The 18,989-nt window shown below is 74.2% G+C and carries 17 protein-coding genes; 11 read left to right on the forward strand and 6 right to left on the reverse strand.

Annotated elements, in window-relative coordinates; all coding sequences use genetic code 11:
* Nucleotides 1-80 precede the first annotated feature (80 nt).
* The gene (locus C8D89_RS14455; protein WP_243418098.1) at nt 81-1,376 is read right to left on the reverse strand and encodes a DUF1996 domain-containing protein; all 1,296 of its coding nucleotides are present in this window, start codon (nt 1,374-1,376) and stop codon (nt 81-83) included.
* A 517-nt stretch (nt 1,377-1,893) separates the two neighbouring features.
* Between C8D89_RS14455 and C8D89_RS14460 the strand changes: the two genes are divergently transcribed.
* Nucleotides 1,894-2,499 carry a response regulator transcription factor gene (locus C8D89_RS14460; protein ID WP_165825703.1) on the forward strand — a complete coding sequence of 202 codons (606 nt, stop codon included), beginning with the start codon at nt 1,894-1,896 and terminating at the stop codon, nt 2,497-2,499.
* Nucleotides 2,500-2,506: 7 nt separating this feature from the next.
* Here the strand turns inward: C8D89_RS14460 and C8D89_RS14465 are convergent, their stop codons facing one another.
* From C8D89_RS14465 to C8D89_RS14475, 3 genes are all read right to left on the reverse strand, one after another.
* On the reverse strand, nt 2,507-4,042 hold the full coding sequence (locus C8D89_RS14465) for an ArnT family glycosyltransferase (RefSeq protein WP_116708799.1): 1,536 nt from the start codon (nt 4,040-4,042) through the stop codon (nt 2,507-2,509).
* Nucleotides 4,043-4,150: 108 nt separating this feature from the next.
* On the reverse strand, nt 4,151-4,927 hold the full coding sequence (locus tag C8D89_RS14470; RefSeq protein ID WP_116708800.1) for a PIG-L family deacetylase: 777 nt from the start codon (nt 4,925-4,927) through the stop codon (nt 4,151-4,153).
* A gap of 24 nt (nt 4,928-4,951) precedes the next feature.
* Nucleotides 4,952-6,121, reverse strand: a complete 1,170-nt coding sequence (locus C8D89_RS14475; RefSeq protein WP_116708801.1) for a hypothetical protein — start codon at nt 6,119-6,121, stop codon at nt 4,952-4,954.
* Between the two features lie 254 nt (nt 6,122-6,375).
* On the opposite strand from C8D89_RS14475, the gene C8D89_RS14480 reads away from it, so the two are divergent.
* The gene (locus C8D89_RS14480) at nt 6,376-7,134 is read left to right on the forward strand and encodes an SDR family NAD(P)-dependent oxidoreductase (RefSeq protein ID WP_116708802.1); all 759 of its coding nucleotides are present in this window, start codon (nt 6,376-6,378) and stop codon (nt 7,132-7,134) included.
* A 1-nt stretch (nt 7,135) separates the two neighbouring features.
* Here C8D89_RS14480 and C8D89_RS14485 read toward each other — a convergent pair whose 3' ends face one another.
* The gene (locus C8D89_RS14485) at nt 7,136-8,896 is read right to left on the reverse strand and encodes a TM0106 family RecB-like putative nuclease (protein WP_116708803.1); all 1,761 of its coding nucleotides are present in this window, start codon (nt 8,894-8,896) and stop codon (nt 7,136-7,138) included.
* A gap of 185 nt (nt 8,897-9,081) precedes the next feature.
* Between C8D89_RS14485 and C8D89_RS14490 the strand changes: the two genes are divergently transcribed.
* The 8 genes from C8D89_RS14490 (at nt 9,082) to C8D89_RS14525 (ending at nt 16,985) form a co-directional block, all read left to right on the forward strand.
* Entirely contained in the window at nt 9,082-9,846 is a 765-nt protein-coding gene (locus C8D89_RS14490; protein WP_116708804.1) for a DUF6474 family protein, read from the forward strand.
* Between the two features lie 358 nt (nt 9,847-10,204).
* Nucleotides 10,205-11,185 (forward strand): IclR family transcriptional regulator, encoded by a 981-nt coding sequence (locus C8D89_RS14495; RefSeq protein WP_165825704.1) that lies wholly within the window; start codon nt 10,205-10,207, stop codon nt 11,183-11,185.
* On the forward strand, nt 11,182-11,868 hold the full coding sequence (locus tag C8D89_RS14500; RefSeq protein ID WP_116708806.1) for an ABC transporter permease: 687 nt from the start codon (nt 11,182-11,184) through the stop codon (nt 11,866-11,868). Before C8D89_RS14495 ends, C8D89_RS14500 begins: the two co-directional genes overlap by 4 nt.
* Nucleotides 11,861-13,012 (forward strand): ABC transporter ATP-binding protein, encoded by a 1,152-nt coding sequence (locus C8D89_RS14505; protein ID WP_423717030.1) that lies wholly within the window; start codon nt 11,861-11,863, stop codon nt 13,010-13,012. The genes C8D89_RS14500 and C8D89_RS14505 overlap by 8 nt, the downstream gene beginning before the upstream one ends.
* The gene (locus C8D89_RS14510; RefSeq protein WP_116708807.1) at nt 13,009-13,821 is read left to right on the forward strand and encodes an ABC transporter permease; all 813 of its coding nucleotides are present in this window, start codon (nt 13,009-13,011) and stop codon (nt 13,819-13,821) included. Before C8D89_RS14505 ends, C8D89_RS14510 begins: the two co-directional genes overlap by 4 nt.
* A gap of 140 nt (nt 13,822-13,961) precedes the next feature.
* Nucleotides 13,962-14,924: a glycine betaine ABC transporter substrate-binding protein gene (locus C8D89_RS14515; protein WP_116708808.1), complete on the forward strand. Its 963-nt coding sequence runs from the start codon at nt 13,962-13,964 to the stop codon at nt 14,922-14,924.
* Nucleotides 14,925-15,044: 120 nt separating this feature from the next.
* The gene (locus C8D89_RS14520) at nt 15,045-16,010 is read left to right on the forward strand and encodes a glycine betaine ABC transporter substrate-binding protein (RefSeq protein ID WP_165825705.1); all 966 of its coding nucleotides are present in this window, start codon (nt 15,045-15,047) and stop codon (nt 16,008-16,010) included.
* Nucleotides 16,011-16,037: 27 nt separating this feature from the next.
* Nucleotides 16,038-16,985 carry a glycine betaine ABC transporter substrate-binding protein gene (locus C8D89_RS14525; RefSeq protein WP_165825706.1) on the forward strand — a complete coding sequence of 316 codons (948 nt, stop codon included), beginning with the start codon at nt 16,038-16,040 and terminating at the stop codon, nt 16,983-16,985.
* Nucleotides 16,986-16,989: 4 nt separating this feature from the next.
* On the opposite strand, the gene C8D89_RS14530 is transcribed toward C8D89_RS14525, so the two are convergent.
* Complete coding sequence (locus tag C8D89_RS14530; RefSeq protein ID WP_116708811.1) at nt 16,990-17,682, reverse strand: NAD(P)H-binding protein; 693 nt, start codon at nt 17,680-17,682, stop codon at nt 16,990-16,992.
* A gap of 179 nt (nt 17,683-17,861) precedes the next feature.
* On the opposite strand from C8D89_RS14530, the gene C8D89_RS14535 reads away from it, so the two are divergent.
* Entirely contained in the window at nt 17,862-18,929 is a 1,068-nt protein-coding gene (locus C8D89_RS14535; protein ID WP_116708812.1) for an amidohydrolase family protein, read from the forward strand.
* Nucleotides 18,930-18,989 lie beyond the last annotated feature (60 nt).

The raw sequence follows: 18,989 nt of genomic DNA on the forward strand, positions 1-18,989 counted from the left end.
GAGGGGCCGCCCGGCCGTGATCGCGGAGATCACGGCGGGCGGCCCCTCGGGTCGTGCCCGGTCCTGCTGTCGTGCTCGCTCTACTGGGGTAGGTTCGAGCAGGTCCGGTCCTCGTTGATGCAGGCCGCGCCCGCGTCGTTCGAGGCCTGGCTGGCGATGTTGTGGTAGTCGGAGTGGTCGGTCCTCGGGTCGTGCTGCTCGTTCGGGAAGCTGTCGATCTGGAACGTGCGGCCCTCGGGCTGGTCATACTTCAGGGTGATCCGCAGCGCCGGGATCGGCGTCTGGTCGTCCTCGCAGTTGCCCGCCTCGTCCGGGAAGAAGACGTGCGAGCGGAAGTCCTCGGACTCCAGGTTCTCGCCGTCCCAGCAGCTCGGGTAGTCGAGGATGCGCGTGAGCTGCTCGCCCTCGCCGCAGATCGGGTACTGCTCGGTGATCCGGTTCTCGTTGCCCTGCCCGGAGCAGGTGTACTTGGCGTTGACGTTCTTGCCGTCCTGAGCGCCCTGCTTGGCGTTCCCCATGATCAACATCAGGTGGGTCGGCATCGGCTGGATCTCGCGGTCGCCGTGCCCGTGGAAGGTCAGGTCGGCCGAGGCCGGGCGGAGGATCGAGCCGACGTTGCCGTCGAGGCTGCCGCCGTCCTCCCCCTCGTCGGGGCTCTGGCCGTTGATGTCGCGCAGGACCGGCCAGAAGAACGTCGAGCCGTCCCCGTTCACGCAGGAGGTCTGGCCGTTGTCGGCGGCCTCCTGGAGGGGGCCGTCGTCGGAGTTCGCGTCGGTGGTCTGGTTGCCGACGTAGTCGTGGACGTGCTGGGCACCGTTCCGCTTGCCCGGCGCGGCCATGTAGTTGTCGGAGTTGTTGTGGTCGCTCACGCCGCAGTCGACGCTGTACGACCCGCCGTTGAACACGCCACCCTCGCCGATGTTGCCGTTCGCCTCGACGTCGGCGATGTCGACGTAGTCGCCCTCGTCGGCGTTCGCAGCCTCGTCACGACCCGGGAAAGGGTCCTCCTGGGCCGCACGGGCCTCGGCGGCCTCGACCTCGGCGCCCTCGTTGTCGGCCTCGACCTCGCCGACGTCCTCGGTCATCCCGTTCTTCTCGTCGCCGCGGCGCTGGTCCTGGTCCTCCCGGCCGTCCCGGCCGTCCTCCGAGCCGTCCTCCGAGCCGTCGGAGTCATCGCCCGACCCCTCGTCGGACCGCTCGTCGGAGCCCTCGGACTCCTCGTCCGAGCCGCCCTCGGAGTCACCGGAGTCGCCGGAGCCACCGCCGTCGTCGCTGCTGAGGGCACTGAACAGGCCGCCCTCGGAGCCGGAGTCGTCGTCGGCGAACGCCGAGCCGGCGACGGTGACCACGCCGCCGGTGATGAGCAGGGCCGCCACGACGGCGAGGAGCCGTCGAGGCAGTGATACGCGATGCCGTCCGCGTCGGGGCACGGGGAACCTCCTGACGGTGCCCGCGGCCGCCGGGACGGGGGAGCTCGTCCTGGGTCGGCGCCGGGGCACGGGTGTCCTGCGTGATGTGTCGGCGGAGGCACCGGCGGCGGCAGACGAAGGGGGAGCGTCGCCACCGGGCTCCGACGAGAGGTCACGTTAAGGACACGACCGCCGGGCGAGACCCGAGCTGAGAGATCCGTCGTCGGACGGCCGCCCGCAGGCCCGCTCGGCGCGACGAACAGCAGGATGAAGGCTCCGAACGGGTGAATACTTCGCCCGACCGCACCGCGCGTCTCTCAGGAGAGCACCGCCGACGTGCGTCACGTCTCCGCTCGTCGCTCGTCGATTGCCCCGGCGCCGAGAGCGCGTCAAGCTGTCGTCGATGAGACCTGATCGTTATGCGGACGCGGAGCGGGGCCGCGTGCTGTGCGTGGCCCCCTCCCATCGCACAACGAGCGTCCTGGTGGGGACGTTGCGGTCCCACGGCTTCGAACCGCAGCTGCTGCGCGAGAGCTGGAGCGTGGGGGCGACGGCGCGGGCCAGCGGCGCCCGCGCGGTGGTGCTCGACGTCGAGATGCCCGGACTGCGCCCGGTGGAGGTCCTCGCCGACCTGCACCGTGACAGCCCGCGCACGCCGGTCATCGCGCTGACCAGCCCGGAGGCCCGGGACCGCACGGTGTCGACGCTGCGGGCGACGCAGGACGACTATCTGGTGACGCCGTTCCCCATGGAGGAGCTGCTCGCCCGGCTGCGCCTGCGCCTCGGCGACGACCGCCCCACCGCCCAGCTCTTCCTGCGCCGCGGCGAGATCATGGTCGACACGGCGCTCGAGCAGGTGTTCGTCGAGAGCAAGCCGGTGAGCCTCTCGCGCACCGAGTACGCGGTGGTCGACGCGCTGATCCGCCACCCGCGCGGCCAGGCGATGTCGCAGGAGCAGCTCGTCACCCGCGTGTGGGGCGGGCCGCCGACCTCGAACATCGTCGAGGTCTACATCGGCTACCTGCGCCGCAAGCTCGGGGCCGAGCGCATCCGCACCGTGCGGGGACGCGGCTACATCCTCGAGGGCTGAAGCTCGCCTACTCCAGCACCAGGTGCCCGGCGCCACGGCCGATGACGTAGGTCGGCCAGCCCGGGCCGGGGCCGGTCTCGTAGACGAGCTGCCGGTCCGGCGCCTCGACCGGCAGGCGCTCGGCGTGCAGGAAGTTCAGGCGCAGCAGGGCGCCCTCCAGGGGCCCGGCGGTCGCCAGCCGCGAGTCGACGATGGACATCAGGCGGGCGCGGTCGCTGAACTGGTCGACGATGTCGCACTCGCAGCCGAAGGCGAGCGTGCCGATCTCCCCGGGCGCGAGGACGCTCTGGCCCGGCGGCAACGTGCGCCCGAGCTGGGTGCCGGCGTGGAGGTAGTCGGTCGCGCTCGCCCAGTTGCCGAAGATCGCCGGGTGCGGCCACGGGACGCCCAGGGCCACCTGGTTGCCGACGCCGATGCCGGCGACGAGGACGAGCCCGGTGACGACGGTGCCGGTGACCCGCGCGCGCAGGTCGGCGGCACCGACCGCGGCGCACAGCGTCAGCAGCGCCAACGACGGGCAGTAGTACCAGATGTAGGACGAGACACCCATCGCCGCGTAGGCCGCGTAGTGCGCCCCGCCGGCGAGCCCCGCGGCGACGACGACGCGGTCGAGGAGCCGGTCGCGGCCGCGGACCCAGCGCACCGCCGACGCCACGACGGAGACCACACCGACGCCGGCGACGACGCCCACGGCCAGCATCGGGATCGGCCACCGCTCCGCCATGAACAGCGGCCCGTTGCCGAAGACCTCGCCACCCGGGAAGGCCCCGCTGGTCTTGATGATGAGGCTGTCGGGCACGAAGCTCCCGAGCACGAACCACGACCAGACGTGCCACGGCAGCGTGACCAGCGCACCGACGCCGAGCGCCAGCAGCGTCCCGCGCCACGCCCGTGGCCCGCGGACCAGGAACAGCACGACGACGAGGACCACCGCGGGCAGGACGAGGTCCGGCCGTGTGAGCACCGCGAGCCCGGTGACGACCCCGGCCGCGACCGCCCGCCGCTCCGCCGCGTACCGCGCGACGCCGACGAGGGTGGCCGCGACCAGGAACGACTCCATGCCCACGACCGCCGCGAAGACCGGCGAGGTGACGAGCAGCCCGACGGTCAGGCCGGCGACGAGCGGCGGCCGCACCCCGACGAGCCGTCCGAGCTGCGCGGCCCAGACGGCGGTGAGCGCCGTGGTTGCGATGAGCACCAGGCCCACCGCCACCACCGGGCGCCCGGTGACGAGGATGCCGGCCGCGAGCAGCCAGACGTTCAGCGGCGAGGTCGCCGAGTTGGCGTCCCGGAACGGGGTCAGGCCCCAGTGGCCGTGCTCGACGACGTTCCTGGCGTAGTCCAGCGTGATGTAGGAGTCGTCGGGCATCCCGCGGTACGCGACGAGGAACAGCAGCGCGCCCAGCAGACCGCCGCCGGCCGCGACGAGCGCCGTCGACGAGCGCCACCACCGTCGCCGCCGGGCTGACGGCTCGGCCTCGTCGGGGACTGTCGGGACGTCCCGGGGCGGGCCGTCCACGGAGTGCTCGAGGCCGGTGGCCACGTCAGATCGTCCCCATCCGCCGGCTCCGTCCCTCGCGCGCCCGGTGTCGGCGTCCATATCACCACGACCGGCTGCACGTCCGGGCAGCCGGGCTCCGCCGGCGTGGGGCTACGCGGGGAACAGCGTGTCCTCCCGCTGCGCGGGATCGCCGCCGACACGGATGAACCACTCGGTGCCGAAGGCCAGCGCGAAGCGGTCGTCGGGCAGGGAGAGGAAGAAGGAGTCGTCGGCGATCTGGCTGCGGTGCGCGCGCATGGCCTCCCGCTTGGCGGCCAGCCACGGGGTGACGTCGACGCGTGTGGTCAGGGCCGACTCGGGCGAGCCGAAGGCCTCGCTGTCGAGGTCGGGGACGTCCTCCCCCGTCGCGCGCGCCATCTCGATCATCCGGCGGAACTCGTCGCGGTTCGACGTCGCCTCGTACACCCGCGCCGTCCCCGCGAGCTCGCCGGCGCGGCGACCCACGCGGTGCACCTGGATGTGGTCGGGGTGGCCGTAGCCGCCGATGCGGTCGTAGACGGTGAGGACCTCCGCGTCCTCCTCGCGCAGGATCGCGGCCAGGCGCTCGGCGGCCTCCTCCACGTCGGCGGACCAGAACGAGCCGGGCGCGTCGTTGGTCTCGGTGCCGACCATCCCGGAGTCGGTGTAGCCGAGGAACTCCACCCGGGCGACGCCGAGCACGGCCGCCGCGTCGTGGGTCTCGCGGACCCGCCGCTCGGCCAGCGTCTCGCCCACGGTCAGCACGCCCGGGACGATCTCGCCGTGCTCGCCGCGCGTGGCGACCACCAGCACGACGCGGTGCCCGGCGTCGGCGGCCGCGCGCATCACGCCGCCGCAGCTGATGCACTCGTCGTCGGGGTGTGCGTGGAAGGTGACCATCGTCGCCACGCCGTCGACCCTAGTTCGCGCCGATCAGGCCAGCACGAAGGACGCCACCAGGACGAGCAGCACGAGCAGCAGCACCGCGGCCGTGCCCAGGATCGCGCCCGCCCGCGGCCCGGGGCCGCGGGCGAAGAGCTCGCGCCCCTGCAGGCCCTCGGATCGCGCCGCGGCGCTCGCCCACGGCGGGGCCGTCTCCTCGGGCCGCGCCACCCCGCCCCCGGCCGCGCGCGCGGGGACGGCACCGGGCACGAACTGGGTGCGCTCGGGCGGTGCCGGTGGTCGGGCGGGGCCGGTGGGCCAGGACGGCGGGGCGCCGTGCGTGGGCCGGCCGGGCACCGCACGCGCCGGGACGACCTGCGTCTCCTCCGGCGGGCGCCCGGCCGGGACGACCTGTGTGCGGTCCGCGGAGGCGCCGCCGCCGTGCACCACCTGCGTGGTGTCGGGCGACGCCTCGGCGGCGGCGCCCTCCCGCGCCGACCACCGGAACGGCGGCGGGAAGGGGTCGACCGGCCGCGGACGCTCGTCGGTCTCGGCGGCGTCGTCGTCCTCCACCGGCGGCGGGGGCGGACGCAGGGCGTCCGAGGGCGTGCCCGGCAGGGGTGGCGCGTCGGCCGACGGCGGCGGGACGGGGACGGCCCGCGGGTGCGCGACCTCGGGGTCACCGGCGCGGTCGGCGGCGGGGTCGGCGTCCACCGCCGTGGCCGCCTCCCCACCCGGATCGTCCTCGGCCGGCGCGGCGGGCGGGGGCGCCGACTCGTGGGTGGGTGGGGCCGGTGCGCGGGTGGGCGGGGTCGGCTCCCGCGCGGGTGGCGACGCCGGGCGCCCGGGAGCCCCGGGACCGGCGCCCGGACCGTGCGCCGCCCCCGCTGGCGTCGACCCGGTTCGCCCCGGGGACGGGGGCGCCGGCGCGCGGGGCGCATCACGGGGCGGACCGCCCGGTGCGTCGTGCCGATCGGGCCGGGCCGGACCCGGGTACGGCGTGTCGAACTCGGGGGCGAAGCCCAGCTCGCGCTCGGCGGCGTCGAGCTCGCTGTCGTCCAGGTCGCCGTCGGCGGAGGCGCCCGGCCGCGGGGCGGGCGGCGGCGGTGGGGCCAGGCGGGCCGCGAGGATCTCGTCGCGCCGCCGCCGGTAGGTCTCGGCGTCGACCCGCCCGGTGGCCAGGTCCTCGTCGAGCCGGCGCAGCTGTTCGGGGACGCCCATCGCACCTCCCTCCGCGGCCTCTCGGGGCACCGCAGGGTCACCGGCTGACCTCGGCAGGTTCCGCACGGTAACGCACCCGGGCGGGCGCGAGCGGTCGTCGGCGCGCGCGGCCGCGCATCGTCCGGCGCTGAACGGGCACCCGGCCGCGCTCTTACCGGAACGGTCACGGCTGACCGGTACGGTGCGGGGGCGCGGGGATAGCCTCGCGCCGGAGCCGCCCGTCCGCCCACCCCGCCCGAGGAGCACCGCACAGCATGGACACCACCGACGTCGCCGCGATCGTCACCGGCGGGGCCTCCGGCCTCGGCGGCGCCACCGTGCGCCGGCTCGCCGCGGGCGGGGCGCGCGTCATCGCGATCGACCTGCCGAAGGCCGTCGACGGCGCCGAGGCCCTGGACGGCGTCGAGTACGTCGGCGCCGACGTGACCGACGGCGACCAGGTGGCCGCCGCGGTCGAGACCGCGGTGAACACGGGCCTGCCGCTGCGCGTGGTCGTGAACTGCGCCGGCATCGGCACCGCCGGCCGGGTCCTGTCGAAGAAGGGCCCGCACGACCTGGGGACGTTCGAGCAGGTCATCGGCGTGAACCTGATCGGCACGTTCAACGTCATGCGGTTGGCCGCCGAGGCGATCGCGCAGACCGAGCCCCTGGCCGACGGCGCCCGCGGTGTCATCGTCAACACGGCCTCGGTGGCGGCCTTCGAGGGCCAGATCGGACAGATCGCCTACTCCGCCTCCAAGGGCGGCGTGGTGGGCATGACCGTCCCCGCGGCGCGCGACCTCGCGCAGTACGGCATCCGCGTCATGACGATCGCGCCGGGCATCATCGACACCCCGATGCTCGCCGGCGTCGAGGAGTCGTTCCGCGAGCAGCTGGCGGCCGGCATCCCGTTCCCCCAACGCCTGGGCACGCCCGACGAGTACGCCCAGCTGGTGGCCATGATCGTCGAGCACGACTACCTCAACGGCGAGGTCATCCGCTTCGACGGCGGCCTGAGGATGCAGCCCAGGTGAGCTAGAGGTCCTCGAGGTGGGGCACCTCGAGGACCCGCGGCGACGTCAGCCACGTGCGCAACGCCCACGTGGCCCGGACGTCGTCGGCATTGTAGACCAGCAACCGCTCGCGCTGGGCCGGATCGGGCTCGCCCCCGTCGAGGCCGACGGCCTCGCGGTACCAGCGCATGGAGTTCTCGCCTCCGGCCTCCGGGTCGTGCCAGGCGAAGCCGGCCGAGGGCGCGACGCGCTTGAGGCCCTTGCCGTGGGGGCAGAGGAAGGACTCGCTCACGACCGGGAACAGGTCGATCCACTGCTCGGAGGCGATGAACTCCTCGACCGCCCCGGCCGGGGGCACCCCCGGCATGCCCGCGAAGCGCTCGGCGGAGGCGCGCAACCAGCGGTTCTCGGCCTGCTCGTTGTAGCAGTAGGCGCGCAGCCGCAGGCCCCGCTGCGCGCACCGGGCGCGGACGTCGTCGAGCCAGGTCCAGAACTCGCCGAACGAGCGGCCCTCGTCGCGGGTGGGCAGCGGGTCCCACGTGACGAAGGCCCGGTAGCCGTTCTCGACGCCGATGTCGGCGCCCGAGAGCAGCACACCCCAGAGATAGGCGCCGTCCTCGCCGAGACTCTCCATGTCGACGTCGACCTCGACGTCGCCGCGCGCCACCGTGGGCCGGGCGACGCGGCGCACCAGCGGGATGTCGCGCCGCCACGCCCGCGCGAGGGCGACCGCCTCGACGAGGTCCGGCCCGTCGGGCGGGACGTCGACGTCCTCGTCGGGTTCGGGACCCGGCAGGCCCACCGCCGGGTCGAGCGCCGCGAGCTCGCGCACCGTGGTGATGCCCTGCCCGCGCAGCCGCAGCGCGGCGTCACCCCGCACGACGAGGCTCACGTCGTCGACCGCCCGCAGCGCGGCCTCGCACGTCGGCCACCACGGGCAGCGGCGGCACTCGGTGATGCGCGAGGGCTCGGCGAGCGCGGCGCCACCGCCGCGCGCGGCCTCGGCGACGGCCACCCGGTCGGAGTGCCGGCGGTCGTAGGTCTCGAGCACGCTGCGCGCACCCGGCCCCGTCGGCGCCGCGAGGTCAACCCACACCACGGCGTCCGCGTCGAGCCCGACCACGCCACCCCACACCGGTGCGCCCGGCTCCTCGGGCGGGGCCAGCCCGGCGCTGCGCAGCATCCGGTGCAGGTGGGCGAGGCGCAGGACGTCCCGGGTGACCGTGCGGACGCGGCGGACGTCGTCCACGACGGCGGCCGCGGGATGGGGCCGGTCCAGCGGGGAGGTGAGGGCGCCGCCGCCGGGATCGGTGACACGGTGGCGCACGACGATCAGCGGCCACCAGCCCGACGCGGCGTCGCCCGGCACCGCGCGGACCAGCACCTCGGCCCCGCCGCGCCGACCCTCGCCGGCCGGGAGCTCCGCGCCGCCGACGAAGTCGACCCCCGGGCCCGCCTCGGCGAGCACCCCCAGGGTGGCGGCGGCCCGCGCCGCGGAGCCCGCCGCGGGCGGCACGGACCGCCAGCGCGACCCCAGCATCCCGGCCCACCGCGCCGCGAGCGCCGCCCGGTGCGCCGCCGCGTCGGCGCGCCGCATCGCCACCCCCGGATCGGCGTCCTCGTCCGACGGCGCGGGCCCCGCCCCGTGGTCCTCCACGGGGACGTGCTCGAGGTGGACCCGGCGGCGGCAGCGCGTCGTGGCGGCGGCGTCGAGCAGGACCGGGCGGCGGACGGCCGCGGGCGCCCCCGCGTCACCGGCCCCGTGTGCGGTCGTCGTGCTCATGCCCCCGAGCTTCCCACGCGCCCCCGACACCCCTACCGACAGCGGGAGGACACCCCGCGGGTGTGCGGCCGCCACGAGCGGGGCACTCGGCGTCCGTCGTGCCCACGGTCGGACGCCCCGGCCCACTAGGGTGCGCACGATCGCCCGGGGCACGACGCGCCGCCGGCACGAGACGGGGAGGGTCCATGGGACTGCTGCGGCGCTCGCGCGAGCGGCCCGCGACGGCAGCGGACGCGCTCGAGATGGCCGAGGACGTGTTCGTCGTCAGCCCGCGGGCCGCGGACCTCGCGGCCGCCGCGCAGAAGGAGCAGAAGCGCGCGGCCCGCGCCGAGCGCCTGCTCGCCGAGGCCCAGGAGGCGGTTCTGCTCGGGGACAAGAAGGCCCTCAAGGCGGTCAGGAAGCGCCGGAAGGCCAAGGGACCGGAGCCCGAGGAGGACGACGACAGCCTCGAGGGCACGGCCGCCGACCCGCTCACCGGCGCGAAGATCAAGCGCTACATCGGCATCGCACGCATCCTCATCCCGGTCGTCGCGCCGATCGTCTACCAGGCCGTGGGCACGGCCCGGGACCGCTGGGACGCCCACCGCGCGCGCCAGTTCGGCATCGCCCCGGACGAGCTGAACGAGTTCACGGGCCGCGGGGCGGCGCTCTACGCCCGCATCCACAACCTGGCGCTCTCGGCGCGCGACCTGCGCTCCCGCTACGGCAACGGGCAGAGCGACCGGGCGGGCGAGGTCCGGTCGTTCGTCGACGACACCGAGCAGCGGCTCACCGACCTCGAGTCGGCCGTCCGCGCCGCCGAGCAGATGCCCGGATCGCGCCGGCGCAGCGCGCACGTCGCCGTGGGCGCCGAGCTCGACCGCGTCGAGAACCGCCTGCTGGCGCTCTGGGGCGTCGGCGAGCCGCAGCGCACGGCCATCGATTCCCGGGACGCGGCCAACCCGACCTGACGGTCCGCGCGCGCTCGCTACCCCGGACGGACGACCCCGGGCCCGGCTACACATCACGATCTCGACACACACCCTGCTCACGCTGCGTGATGGCCGGCGGCCCGCCCGCTCCCGCTCCCGGGTCCCACCTCGCCCGGAGCTGCCGGGATCGGGGGTCGTGAACGGCGGCGGGACGGCAGGGCGCTACCGACCGCGACCGCCTCGGAACGCGGCCGTCGCTCGAATGTCCGACCGCCGGGGTGACAACCTCGGCCCGCGCGCCTACTGTCCCCGCATCGTTGTCGCTGGGACAACGCCCGTTGCCACGAACGCCCCACCCCGTGCGGGCGTGGCACCGGCGGCCGAGGGGAGGCGGGACGTGAGCCCACGCGCGCGTACCGGTGCCCCCGACGCCCCGTCCCCGCGCTCGCCCGAACCCGGTGCGCCCGTGGACGGGTCGGTGGGCGCGCCGTCCCCGCGGGGTCGCCGCAGCCGCGACGAGGCCGGTGGCCCGGTGCACCGCGCGCTCGACGTGCTCGACCTCCTGGGCGCCCCCGGCGGGCCCTCGTCGCTGGGCGTCGTCGAGATCGCCCGCCAGCTCGGACGGGACAAGTCGCAGGTCTCGCGGCTCCTCAAGCTCCTGGCCGACGCCGGCTACGTCGACCGGGAGCCGGGCTCCCTGCGCTACCGCATCGGCACCCGGTTGTTCGCCATCGGCGCGACCGCCGTCGACCGCCGCCTGCGCGACGAGGCCGACGCGGCCGTGTCGCGGGAGGCCGCGCTGCTCGGCGAGCGGGTGGACGTGGGGATCCGCAGCGGCGGCAGCGTCATGACCATCAGCACCGCCGCCCCCGACAGCGAGCTGCGCGCCTCGGGGTGGGTCGGGCGCACCGCCCCGTTGTCGTGCACCGCCACCGGGCGTGCGCTGCTGTTCGACCTCGACACCGCCGCGATCGCCCGCGTCATCGTCCCGGAGGGGCTCGGCCCGGCGGGTCCGGCGGCACCGCGCTCGCTCGACGAGCTCGTCTCCCGGGTGGCCGACGAGCGACGTCGCGGGTGGTCGGCGGCCCGCCACGAGACCGACCGCGGCCTGCTCTCCCTCGCCGCTCCCGTGCGCGACAGCGGCGGCAGCGTCGTCGCGGCCCTCGGCGTCAGCGGACCCGAGTCACGCATCGACCCCGTGATCGACGAGGTCCGTGCCGCGGTGCTGCGGGCCGCGGCCGATCTCTCGCGGGCCCTCGGCGCGGAGGTCTCCGGAGGACGGGCGGCCACGGCCGCCCGCGCCGGACCGCCCGCGGCGCACCACGACGGCGTGTCCCCCCTGCCCCCTCCCCCAGCTCCCGAGAGAGGAGCGTCGTGAACTACCTGGACTACCTCACCAGCAACTCAGAGCAGATCCTCTTCCTGACCCAGGCCCACTTCCTGGTCGTCCTCATCGCCGTCGGCGTCGGATCGGCGATCAGCGTCGCGTTGGGCCTGGCGGTCTCCACCGGCGAGCCCGACCCCCCGCGCTTCTCGCTCGACTGGTTCGCCGCCGGCGTCCGCGAGGGCGGCCTGGTCTTCACCGCGGCCCTGCTCACCGTGCCGTCGCTGGCGCTCTACGCGCTGTTCCTGCCGTTCACCGGCCTCGGTGTCACGACGGCGATCGTCGTGCTCGTCATCTACACGCTCTACACCGTGCTCCGGAACACCGTCGCCGGCCTCACGACCGTCGACCGGGCGGTGCTCGAGTCCGCCCGCGGGCTCGGCTACGGCCGCCTGCGCCGGCTGCTCACCATCCAGCTGCCACTGGCGTGGCCGGTCATCCTCAACGGCATCCGCGTCACCACGCTGATCTCGATCTCGATCGCCGTGGTCGGCGCCGTCGTCCAGGGCCCCGGTCTCGGCATCCTGCTCATCAACGGGATCTCCCGCATCGGCGCGGCGAACTCCTTCTACCAGGTCCTCACGGGCACGCTGTTCTGCCTCGTCGTCGCCGCCGTCTTCGAGATCTTCTTCGCCATCGTCCAGCGCCTGACCATCCCCAGGGGGATCCGTGTCTGAGACCACAGACCAGCCCGTCGTCGAGACGCCCCACGGCGCCGGCAAGCCCGACATGATCGTGCTGGAGGGCGTCGAGAAGATCTACCCGGGGAGCACCCAGCCCGCGGTGAGCGAGCTCGACCTCGCCATTCCCCAGGGCGAGATCGTCATGCTCATCGGCCCCTCGGGCTGCGGCAAGACGACGACCCTCAAGATGATCAACCGGCTGATCGAGCCGACCTCGGGCCGGATCCTGCTCGACGGCAAGGACGTCACCCACGTCAACGGCGACCAGCTGCGCCGCGAGATCGGCTACGTGATCCAGCAGGGCGGCCTGTTCCCGCACTTCTCCATCGCCGACAACATCGGCGTGGTCCCGAAGATGCTCGGCTGGGACAAGCAGCGCATCCGCGAGCGCGCCGACGAGCTGCTCCACCTCGTCGGCCTGGAGCCCTCGACGTTCCGCGACCGCTACCCGCGCCAGCTCTCCGGCGGCCAGCAGCAGCGCGTCGGCGTCGCCCGGGCGCTCGCCGCGGATCCGCCGGTCATGCTCATGGACGAGCCGTTCGGCGCCATCGACCCGATCACCCGCGAGCGCCTCCAGGAGGAGTTCCTGGACATCCAGCGCACGGTCGGCAAGACGATCGCCTTCGTCACCCACGACCTGCAGGAGGCCGTGAAGCTCGGCGACAAGATCGCCGTCTTCGCCACCGGCAGGCTCGAGCAGTACGCCGACCCGGACACGGTCCTCACCCGCCCGGCGAACGACTTCGTGTCCGACTTCGTCGGCGGCGGCGCGGCGGTCCGGCGGCTGAGCCTGGTGGAGCTGGCCCACCTCGAGCTGCACCCCGTCGAGACCGACGAGGCCGGGACGAGCGGAGCGACGGGACAGGGAACCGCCGCCGGCAGCCGCAACGGCGTGGCCGTGGCCGAGGTCGACGGCTCCGGCAGGCCGGTGTCCTGGCGTCACCTCCCCGACCGGGACGCCGCGGGCACGCCGCTGGTGACGGTGCCGATCTCGGGCTCGGTCTACGACGCCGTCGACGTGATGCTCGACGGCTGCGCCTCGCTCGTGGCCGTCGTCGACGAGGAGGGGCGCGCCCAGGGCGTCCTGCACTGGAACGACCTCGTCGGCGGGCTGCGCACCCGGCAGGGTCACGCATGAGCACCGCGACCAGCGAGACCGTCGACGCGCAGGCCGACGCCGCCGTCGAGGCGGAGGAGAAGAAGCAGGGCACGGTGGCGAGGCTGTGGTCGCAGCACTACGACCTCGTCATCCTCCCGGCGATCATCGTCGTCGGTCTCGCCCTGCTCTTCCTCTACATCTCCACCCAGCAGCTCGACTCCATCGAGCAGCGCGTGCTGGAGCCCGCCAACGTCCTCGGCCTGCTCCGCCAGCACCTGGTGCTCGCGGCGGTGTCGACGATCCTCGTGCTCGTCATCGCCGTCCCCGTGGGCATCATGCTCAGCCGTCGCTGGGCCCGGCGCCTGCAGGGCCCGGTGCTCGCCGTCGGCGGGTTCGCCCAGGCCCTGCCGCCCTTCGGTGTCCTCCTGCTGATGGCGTTCGCCTTCAGCTTCGGCCCGACCACGGCCGTCGTCGGCCTGACGCTGGCCGCCCTGCTGCCCGTGCTCCGCAACACGGTGATCGGTCTGCAGCAGGTCGACCAGTCGCTCATCGAGGCGGCCCGCGGCATGGGGATGTCGGCGCGGCAGACGCTCTTCCGCGTCGAGGTCCCCCTGGCGGTGCCGGTCATCGTGGCCGGCCTGCGGGTGGCGCTCGTGCTCAACGTCGGTACGGCGACCCTCGCGAGCTACATCGGTGCCGGGGGGCTGGGCGAGCTCGTCCAGCAGGCCCTGCGCCTCAACCGGATCAACGTCCTGCTCGTCGCCGGCGGCATCATCGCCGCGGTGGCGCTGCTCATCGACTGGCTCGCCGGCGTCGCCGAGCGGGTCGTCGTCTCCCGGTCCGGCTAGCAGCCGACCCCTCGATTTCCTCTCGGCCGTCCGCCCCGCCCAGGAGGCCCGGCCGCCCCCGGAGAAGTAAGGAGAACACTGTGCGGTGGACATTCCGCGGAGACCGTTCCGGTCGCCGCTCGGGCTGGAGGGCGGGCGCGGTGACGCTCGCCGCCACGGCCCTGCTGGCCGCGGGCTGCGGCGGCCTGTCGGGCGGCGGGCAGCCGGAGGCCGAAGGCGGCAGCCTGGCCGAGAGCGGCATCAACCTCGCCGGGCAGACCTACACGGTCGGCGGCAAGGAGTTCGACGAGCAGCTCGTCCTGTGCAAGATGACGATCGCGAGCCTCCAGTCGGTGGGCGCCACGGTCAACGACCGCTGCAACATCACCGGCACCGCGGCCACCCGCGCAGCGCTGACCAGCGGCGAGATCGACATGTACTGGGAGTACACGGGGACCGGGTGGATCACCCACCTGGGGAACGCCTCGCCCATCCCGGACGCGCAGCAGCAGTACACCGCGGTCCGTGACGCCGACCTGGCGCAGAACCAGATCGTCTGGCTGCCGCCGACGCCGTTCAACAACACCTACGGCATCGCGACCACCCGGCCGTTCGCCGAGCAGAACAACCTGCGGACGCTCACCGAGTGGGGCCAGTTCATGAACAGCGGCAACCCGGCGGCGACGCTGTGCGTCGAGGCCGAGTTCGCCGGCCGCGACGACGGCCTGGCCGGGCTGTTCCGCACCTACGGCGTCACCAACCCGCCGTCCGGTCCGCCCGGGCTGAACACGCTGGACACGGGGGCCATCTACCAGGCCACCGCCAACGGCAACCCGTGCAACTTCGGCGAGGTGTTCACCACCGACGGCCGTATCCCCGGCCTGAACCTGGTGACGCTGCAGGACGACCGGAACTACTTCCCGCTGTACAACGCGTCGCCGACGATCCGCCAGCAGGTCTTCGACCGGAACCCCAGCATCGCGCGGGTGTTCGAGGCGATCACCCCGCGCCTGACCAACGAGGTGATGCTCGACCTCAACGGGCAGGTGTCCTCGCAGGGTCAGGACCCCCAGCAGGTGGCCACCCAGTGGCTCCAGCAGCAGGGCTTCATCGGCGGCAGCTGACGCCGATGAAGGTGTGACGACGCGGCGGCCGGTCGTGATCCACGGGATCGCGGCCGGCCGTCGTCGTCTCCGCCACCCCGGTAGTACGCGATCGAACGAGTCCGGAAGGTCCGCCGCCCCGTGATCCGAGCCCGGCTCCCCGTCTGGTGGGTCGTCCCCCTCGTGGCCGCGCTCGTCGCCGCCCTGTCCGCGTGCGGTGACGCCGAGCGGCTCACGCCGCCCGGGAGCCTGGCCCGCGAGCTCGACCTGACGGGCACCACGCTCACGGTCGGCGGCAAGGAGTTCGCCGAGCAGCTCATCCTCTGCAAGATGACGATCGCCCTGCTCCAGTCCACGGGGGCGACGGCCGTCGACCGGTGCGACACCAAGGGCTCGGCCAACGTGCGGGCGGCCCTGACGTCGGGCCAGATCGACATGTACTGGGAGTACACCGGGACCGCCTGGCGGACCTACCTCTCCCAGGAGTCGACCCTCGCCGACCCCACCGTGCTCTACGACGCGGTCAAGGCCGCCGACGCGGGCAACCAGGTCACCTGGCTCACTCCCACGCCGTTCAACAACACCTATGCGATCGGCGTGCGCACCGACATCGCGCAACGGCTGCGGGTGCGGACGATCTCCGACTTCGCCGCGCTGGTGCGTCGGGGCGCGCCCCAGGCGACGCTGTGCGTCGACCAGGAGTTCACCGGGCGTGAAGACGGGCTGCAGGGCCTGCTGGCGACGTACGACATCACCCTCGGCGCCCAGGCCCTGCACACTCGCCAGCTCGACGCCATCTACGACGCCATCGCCACCACGAACCCCTGCGTGTTCGGCGAGGTGTTCGCCACCGACGGGCGGATCAACCCGCTGCGCCTGTCGACGCTCGTCGACGACCGCGGGTACTTCCTGCCGTACAACGCGGCCCTGACCGTGCGCAGCGACGTCGTCGCCCGGGCGCCGCGGCTGGCGCTGCTGGGCCGCATGGTGGCGCCGACGCTCACCGAGCCGGTGATGCGCCAGCTCAACGAACGGGTGTCCGTCGGCGGCCGCGACCCCGACGAGGTGGCGCGCTCGTTCCTCCGCGAGCAGGGGCTGATCGGCTAGCTCGGCGCGATGCGGACAATCGCCGTCGTGCGTGGCGGCGGTCGTGGGTGCCGGGTCCTCGCGGCCGTGGTGGCCGCCGTGATCGGGTGTGCCCCGGCGCTGTCCGCGTGCAGCGCCTCGCCTCCCCGCCCCGTACCCCCGGCCGACCTGCACGGTGCGCGCTACGTCGTGGCCGGCGGCCCCACCGACCAGCTCGTGCTGCTCTGCCACCTCGCCGTCGCCGTCGTCGAGGCCGCGGGCGCCGAGGCCGCCGAGCAGTGCGGCAAGCTCGGCGCGGCGGACGTCCGCTCCCCCGCGCGCAGCTCCGTCGACCTCGGCTGGGCCTACGTCGGCCAGGCCGACCGCGACCTCGACGGTGAGGCGGACGTGCCCGCCCCGTTCGCCCGCGTCGCCGCCCAGGACGCGGCCCGTGGCGTCACCTGGTTGGCGCCCACCGCGTTCGCCGACACCGACGCGCTCGCCGTCGGCGGGCCGGTCGCGGCGGGCGGCATGCGCACCGTGTCGGACCTCGCCGCGTCCCCCGGCGCGACGATCTGCGCCCCGCCGGGGGCCGTCGACGACCCCCAGGGTCTCGGCGGGGTCCTCGCCGTCTACGGCCTCGACCCCGCCCGCGTGCGCCCGCTCGACCCGGGCGCGGTGCTGACCGAGACGGCCCGGGGGCGGTGCACCGCGGGCCTGGTGCCGAACACGTCGGGACGCATCCCGGCGCTCGGCCTGGTCGTCCTCGTCGACGACCGGAGCGGCTTCGGGCGGGGCGCGGACGGCACGCCGGGCCCGGGGCGCGGCGGGGCGGCGCCCGTACTGCGCACCCCCGTCTACGCCGCACACCCGCAGGTGGCGGCGGTACTCGGGGCGCTCACCGCACGGCTCACCGACGAGGTGATCCGCGAGCTGGACCGGCGGATCACCGTCGAGGGCCGCGACGCCCGCGACGTCGCGCGCGAGTGGACGCGCGAGGCCGGGCTGACCCCCTGACGATTCAGCGCGGGGCGTTGGCCCCGGTCAGGGCGGCGACGGCCTGCGCGGGCGGCACGGTGCCCCCGACGAGGTCGAGCACCGCACCCGCCGACGCGGGCGCGTCGAGCAGGGCGAGCAGCACGGCGGCGACGTCGTCGCGGCTCACCTCGCCGTAGCCGACCGGGGGCTGCCCACCGACCGGCCCGAGACGGACCAGGCCGGTGCCCGGCTCGTCGGTGAGCCGCCCGGGCCGCAGGATCGTGAGGTCGAGATCGTCGCGGGCGCGCAGCGCGTCCTCGGCCGCCTTCTTGGCGCGCAGGTAGTGCGCCCAGACGGAGTCGTCGTCCTCGGGCCCCGGCGGGCTGTCGATGTTCATCGCGGAGACGAGCAGGTAGCGCCGCACCCCGGCGGCCGCCGCGGCGTCGGCGAGCAGCACGGCCGCGTCGCGGTCGACGGTGCCCTTGCGCTCGGCCGTGCTGCCGGGGCCGGCGCCCGCGGCGAACACGACGGCGTCGGCGCCGGTGAGGTGGCCCGCGAGCTCGCCCGCGTCGAGCGCCTCGAGGTCGGCGACGACGGGCTCGGCGCCCGCCGCGCGGACGTCGTCGGACTGCGCGGGGTCGCGGATCAGCGCGACCGTCGCGTCGCCGCGCGCCGCGGCCCGGCGCTCCAGGAGCAGCGCGATCTTCCCGTGTCCCCCGGCGATGACGATGCGCATGATCCCGACCCTACGCGCGACCAGCGATGTCGTCCGTTATGTCCGTTTCGGCGATCCGTGGGATCCGTGGCCTTGCCCACCTCGGGGTCGTCACGTGTGATGTGGGCCGCGTTTCGAGCACCACCACGTCGCAGAGGTCCCGTCCCTCCATCCACCACCCGTCGGGAGGACACCACCACATGTACGAGAAGAATGGCGAGAAGTACTTCGTCGTCGATTCCCACATGCACTACTGGGACGCCTCTCCCGAGAACTGGGTGCAGGGCGCCGAGCAGTACGCCAAGGGCTGGATCGAGTGCTTCCACGCCTACCAGTCGCTGGGCCCCGAGGAGACCCACCAGCCCCTCGAGGAGTTCCAGAAGGTCTCCGAGGACCAGCTGATGCGCGAGGTGTTCGAGGAGGGCCACGTCGACGTGGCCATCTTCCAGTCCACCTACCTGCGCGAGTGGTACAAGGACGGCTTCAACACCAGCGAGCGCAACGGCGAGCTGGCGAAGAAGCACCCGGAGAAGTTCCGCGTCAACACGCGCTTCGACCCGCGCGACGGTGACGCGGGGATGCGCGAGTTCGAGGCCAACGTCGAGAAGTACCAGCCCCTCGGCGCCAAGCTCTACACCGCGGAGTGGAACGGCGACTCGCGCGGGTTCAAGCTCTCGGACCCCGAGTGCTACCGGTTCCTCGAGCGTGCGCAGGAACTGGGCATCCGCAACATCCACGTGCACAAGGGCCCGACGATCTGGCCGCTGGACAAGGACGCGTTCGACGTCTCCGACGTCGACCACGCGGCGACCGACTTCCAGGGCCTGAACTTCATCGTCGAGCACGTCGGCCTGCCGCGCATCGAGGACTTCTGCTTCATGGCCACGCAGGAGCCCAACGTGTACGCGGGCCTGTCCGTCGTGCTCGGCGGCCTCATGCACGCCCGCCCGCGCTTCTTCGCCAAGGTGATGGGCGAGCTGCTGTTCTGGGTCGGCGAGGACAAGATGACCTTCGGTTCGGACTACAACATCTGGACCCCGAAGTGGCAGGTCGAGGGCCTCGTCGACTGGGACTACCCCGAGGGCCACGACTACGACGACTACCCGCGCCTCGGCGTCGACGGGAAGAAGAAGATCCTGGGCCTCAACGCCGCCCGGCTCTACGACATCCCCGTGCCCGACGAGTGCCGGCTGTCGTCGGACACCAGCGCGCCGGCGTCGCCCGACGACGCCGAGCTGGTCGAGGACCGGGCGGTGGCGCAGGCATGACGGTCACCTCCGACACCCCGTCGACCACCCTGGTCGACGGGGTGTGGGAGGCGCTGCGCA

Source organism: Actinomycetospora cinnamomea (assembly GCF_003096675.1).
In the GTDB taxonomy this organism is placed as follows: Bacteria; Actinomycetota; Actinomycetes; order Mycobacteriales; family Pseudonocardiaceae; genus Actinomycetospora; species Actinomycetospora cinnamomea.